We start from the raw sequence: 5371 nt of genomic DNA, 5'->3' as shown, positions 1-5371 counted from the left end.
GATGTTGGCAAACCGAAGAGACGGATAAAGCCTGCTGCATCGGTATGGTTGTATACATCATCGCTCTCGAAAGTAGCAAAGCTTTCGCTGTACAACGATTTCGCGCTGACTACGCCAGCATCGGTGATGTTGCCTTTATAAAGCTTCATCTTCACGAAACCTTCGACAGTCTGTTGTGTTTCGTCAACAAATGCAGCCAAAGCTTTGCGCAATGGTGTATACCACAAGCCGTTGTATACAAGCTCCGCATATTTGTTGGCCATCAATTGTTTGTATTGGAAAGTGTCTTTGTCCAAGCACAGTTGTTCCAATTTGTCGTGGGCATGGTACAACACAGTTCCGGCTGGCGTTTCATAAACGCCTCTTGATTTCATGCCGACCAAGCGGTTCTCCACGATATCGATGATGCCTACGCCGTTAGCGCCAGCAATGACGTTCAATTTTTCGATCAGGGCGATTCCATCCAAAGCTTCCCCGTTCAAGCTTACCGGTATGCCTTTTTTGAATTCCAGCGTGACATAGGTCGCTTCGTCCGGAGCTTTCTCAGGCGTCACGCACATCTCCAGGATTTTATCGTAATCCGGCTCGTTGGCTGTCATTTCCAGATCAAGGCCCTCATGCGATAGATGCCATAAGTTTTTATCTTTTGAGTAGTTTGTTTCCAATGTAATCGGAAGTGGCACGTTATGTGCAGCAGCATACGCAAATTCATCTTCTCTGGAAGTCAATTCCCATTCTCTCCAAGGAGCGATGATCGTGATGTTCGGATCGAATTCTCTGATGCCGACTTCAAAACGAACTTGGTCGTTCCCTTTCCCTGTTGCACCGTGAACGATTGCATCAGCATTTTCCAAGTGCGCGATCTCTACCATTCTTTTGGCAATGATCGGACGGGCGAAAGAAGTCCCCAATAAATATTGTCCTTCGTACTTAGCGCCTGCTTGCAATGTCGGCCAAATGAATTCTTCGACGAATTCCTTCTTCAAGTCTGCAACATACAACTTCGATGCGCCACAGTTGATCGCTTTTTCTTCCAATCGGCTGTAGTCATCACCTTGTCCTACGTCTCCTACTACGGCGATTACTTCACAGTTGTTGTAATTTTCTTTTAACCAAGGGATGATGACTGACGTATCCAATCCACCTGAGTAAGCCAAAACCACTTTTTTGATTGATTCCTTTGCTGCCATGCTTTTACCTCCTTATACAGATTTCAATATCCGTTGCTTTTATGCATGAACTGATATCTACATTTTCGTTTATTTAACAATATGCATTATAGCATATCTGCCATGAAAATCATCCCATTTTTTTACATTATTCTCATTTATCTGTCATACCGTTTTCATTTGTACGCCTTGTGTTCGGAACAACAAAAAAGAGAGAACAGAAAGGAGGTTCCCAGTCTGTTCTCTCAATGAATGATTTAATTTATTTTGCGACTTCTTGTGTCTGAGTTTTTTTCCACAGACCCAACGTCAACGCTGAAACGACTGTACCGATCAATAAAGCCAGCAAGAACATCAACGGACGGTTAGCCAAGGTAATTACGAACAAGCCGCCGTGTGGTGCAGGGATTGAAACTGCCCATAGTTGCGTCAAGCCACCTGCAATCGCTGAACCCAGGATAGAGGAAGTGATAACGCGCATAGGATCTGCTGCAGCAAATGGAATTGCTCCTTCAGTGATAAAGGAAAGGCCCAACAAGATGTTGGAAAGTCCAGATTTTTGTTCGATATCTGTAAATTTGTTTTTGAAAATCAATGTTGCGATACCGATTGCCAATGGAGGAATCATACCACCAGCCATTACAGCTGCCATCAAGCTGCCATCGCCCGTATCTGTAAAGATACCGATTGAGAAGGCATAAGCTGCTTTGTTGAATGGACCACCCATATCGATTGCCATCATGCCGCCAAGAACAGCACCCAACAGTACTGCATTACCAGTACCCAAGTTTTCCAGGAAGGTAATCATAGCTGTATTGATTGTGGAGAAGACAGGACCTACCAAGAAATACATCAACAAGCCAGTGATCAATAGACCGAACACAGGGTACAAGAGAATTGTCTTCATGCCATCTAATGCCCGCGGCAACCCTTTAAAGGCTTTTTTCAGATAAACCATGATGTAACCGGCCATGAAACCAGCGATCAAACCGCCCAAGAATCCGGCATTCGCAGCAACAGCCAAGTAACCGCCTGCCATACCTGGGAGCAACCCTGGACGATCCGCGATACTCATTGCGATGTAACCTGCCAAAATCGGAACCAGGAAGCTGAATGCCGCTCCACCGACTGCCATGAAGGAAATGAACAACGGGCTGTCAGCACCGAATGACGTTTCGAACAGGAAGGAAATCGCGATCATGATCCCGCCGCCGACAACAAACGGCAGCATGTGTGAAATACCGTTCATCAGATCTTTGTAGACTTTTCCGATGATGGATTGTTTTTCGTCGCTTGCGCTGGCTGTGAAGGTATCGCCTTCAACATTCAGGATCGGCGCTTCTTGACGCATTGCTTTTGTGATCAATTCTTCAGCTTTGTTGATGCCGTCGCTTACCGGTCTTTGAAGAACGTGTTTTCCGTTGAAGCGAGCCATTTCAACTTTTTTGTCAGCTGCCACGATGACGCCATCAGCACGGCGGATTTCGTCAGCCGTCAAGGGGTTCTTGACGCCATCCGATCCGTTCGTTTCAACGCGGATATCGACGCCCATTTTTTCAGCCATCAGTTTCAATGAATCTTCAGCCATATACGTGTGCGCAATTCCTGTAGGACAAGCCGTTACTGCAATAACGAAAGGTCTCTTCGTTTCGGTTGCTGCAACTGGAGCTGCTTTCGCTGCTGCTTCAGCTTGCTCTTTGGCTTCGCGTGCAGCTTCCGCTGCCGCAAATAACCCTTGCACTTCTTCTGGAGTTTTAGCTTTTTTCAATGATGCAGTGAAATCAGGATTGATGAGTAAACGGGATAATGACGCCAAAACTTCCAAATGAACATTATTTGCGCCTTCCGGAGCCGCGATCATGAAGAACAGATGTGCTGGTTGACCATCCAATGATGCATAGTCCACACCTGCTGCGCTTTTTGCAAAAACGACGGCGGGTTTGATGACCGCTTTGTTTTTGGCATGCGGCATTGCGATGCCATCGCCCAAACCAGTGGAGGTTTGTGATTCGCGCTTCATGATGCCCTCTTTATAAACCGCAGCATCATTGATGATGCCATTAGTGGAAAGACCTGCAATCATTTCATCGATGACGCCCTCTTTGGTTGTTGCTTGCAAATCCATAATCATCAATTCTTTTAATAAGATATCATTGATTTTCATATTAATAAGTTCTCCTTCCTATAGCTGACTGATAGTGACTTGTTTGACTAGAGCATCGATTTCTTCGCGTTTGGCTAAATCGTCGGCAAAAGCTGTTGCGCTTCCGCAGGCGATACTGACTTTGAATGCTTCCAACGGGTCGTGCGTCTTCATGTATGTACCGACAAATCCGGCGATCATCGAATCTCCGGATCCGACTGAATTCTTAAGGACTCCCTTTGGCACTGTCCCGTGGTAGGCACCTTCTGGAGTGAACAGGATAGCACCTTTCGCAGCCATCGAGATGATTGCATATTGTGCTCCTGATTCAAGTAACTTTTTGCCGTATGGCAGGATGTCCGCATCCGTTTCGAAGGTAGTATCGAACAATTCCGCCAACTCGTGGTGGTTCGGTTTTACCAATAACGGATGGAAAGGCAACGCATTTTTTAATTCTTCCCCGGTCGTATCGATCAGGAACGGCACGCCTTTGTCCGTCAGTCTGCGGATGATGGTCTGATAATAATCATCCGGCAGGCTTGTAGGTTTGCTTCCTGCCAAGACTACGATGTCGTTTTCCGGATCAAGCGTATCGAATTGTTTCAGGAATTCTTCGGCGACTGCAGGCTCGATATTCGGGCCCGGACCGTTCATTTCCGTCTCCATCCCTGACTTGATCTTGACGTTGATGCGTGTCGCTTCATCCACATGCGTGAAGTGTGTTTTGCTGTTTTCCGCTTCCAACCAGTCTTCGATGTATTTTCCGGTGAAACCGCCCAAGAACCCTAAAGCGGTGTTTTCCACTTCCAGTTCATTCAGGATGCGGGAAACGTTGATGCCTTTGCCACCCGGCAGTTTGAAATCCTGTTGGATACGGTTCACTTCACCCAACTCGATAGCGGGTAAATGGACGATGTAATCGATGGATGGATTTAATGTTACTGTATATATCATTATTCAGCCTCCCAAATAGTTGTACTGTCTTTCAGGTTACGTTTGATTTCCGACGGGACATTGTAGCTGATGATGCCGCAATCTTCAATGTCGCAGACCTTCACAAAACTGACTTGTTTGAACTTCGAAGCATCCGCTACGACATAGCTTTGTGCTGCATTCTCGATGGCTATCCGCTTGATGGCCGCTTCTTCGGTGTCCGGCGTCGTGAAACCATATTGCTTGTCGATGCCGTTGATGCCAAGAAAAGCTTTGCTGAAACGGTAATTCCTCATTTGCATTTGGCTGACCGGTCCGATGACTGCTTTTGTCTCCATCTTGATTTTGCCGCCGATAAGGATCGTCTCGATTTGCATATCCGATAATAAACTGGCATGCGGGACGCCATTTGTGACGACGAGGATACTCTTGCCCTTCAGGAAGGGAATCATTTCGTAGGTGGTCGATCCGGCATCCAAAAAGATGATGTCTTGATCGCTCACCAGTTGGGCTGCTTTTTCAGCAATCCGTTGTTTGTCCTGAACGTTTTTGGATGTTTTATCTTCCATCCTGTCTTCAGCGGAAACGCTATAGTTTCTCTTTGCTCCGCCATGGACACGAATCAGGAAACCGGCTTCTTCAAGAGTGCTCAAATCCCGTCTGATCGTGGATTCAGAACTGCCTGTCTGATCGACAAGGTCCTGCAGTTTTACGATATTGTCTTTTGCTAAAGTGTCTAGAATGATTTTATGCCGTTCTTCTGTAAGCACTTTCTATCACCTCTCGAACAAAAATATACCACCTACTCGTGAATAAAGCAATCATTTTCCTTCAAAAACATTAACTTTCATTCAAAACCATTCAAAAGCATTGATGGGCCGGGTTTTTATACGGGGAATATTTTTCATTTTCAAACCATATATTGGTGCTTTTCCAGAAAAGAAGGCAAAAAAAATAGGGCTCACCAACCAAATTATGTTGGTAAGCCCTATTTCGAGATTGCAAGGTTTTGCTTGCGCAAACATTACAGCCGTTTAGAACGGTTCTGAATCCTTGAGTTTGAGCTTAGGATTCAGAACGCACTTTTATAGTTGAACTCTGAATTGCTGAGGGTTCCGCCTAAGCT

Annotated in this window: 4 protein-coding genes; all 4 read right to left on the bottom strand. The window is 45.8% G+C overall.

Annotation, left to right across the window (positions count from 1 at the left end; all coding sequences use genetic code 11):
• Positions 1-1190, bottom strand: a 1190-nt coding sequence (locus tag WBV27_RS01555) for an argininosuccinate synthase (protein WP_424198809.1), incomplete at its 3' end; no start/stop codon positions are given.
• A 241-nt stretch (positions 1191-1431) separates the two neighbouring features.
• Positions 1432-3333 (bottom strand): PTS fructose transporter subunit IIABC, encoded by a 1902-nt coding sequence (locus WBV27_RS01550; protein WP_424198807.1) that lies wholly within the window; start codon positions 3331-3333, stop codon positions 1432-1434.
• A gap of 18 nt (positions 3334-3351) precedes the next feature.
• Complete coding sequence (pfkB, locus tag WBV27_RS01545) at positions 3352-4266, bottom strand: 1-phosphofructokinase (RefSeq protein ID WP_424198805.1); 915 nt, start codon at positions 4264-4266, stop codon at positions 3352-3354.
• Positions 4266-5015 (bottom strand): DeoR/GlpR family DNA-binding transcription regulator, encoded by a 750-nt coding sequence (locus WBV27_RS01540; protein ID WP_086943689.1) that lies wholly within the window; start codon positions 5013-5015, stop codon positions 4266-4268. The genes pfkB and WBV27_RS01540 overlap by 1 nt, the downstream gene beginning before the upstream one ends.
• Between the last annotated feature and the right edge of the window lie 356 nt (positions 5016-5371).

It is taken from the genome of Trichococcus sp., from assembly GCF_049589555.1.
In the GTDB taxonomy this organism is placed as follows: Bacteria; Bacillota; Bacilli; order Lactobacillales; family Aerococcaceae; genus Trichococcus.
This window is presented reverse-complemented; position numbering and strand designations above follow the sequence as displayed.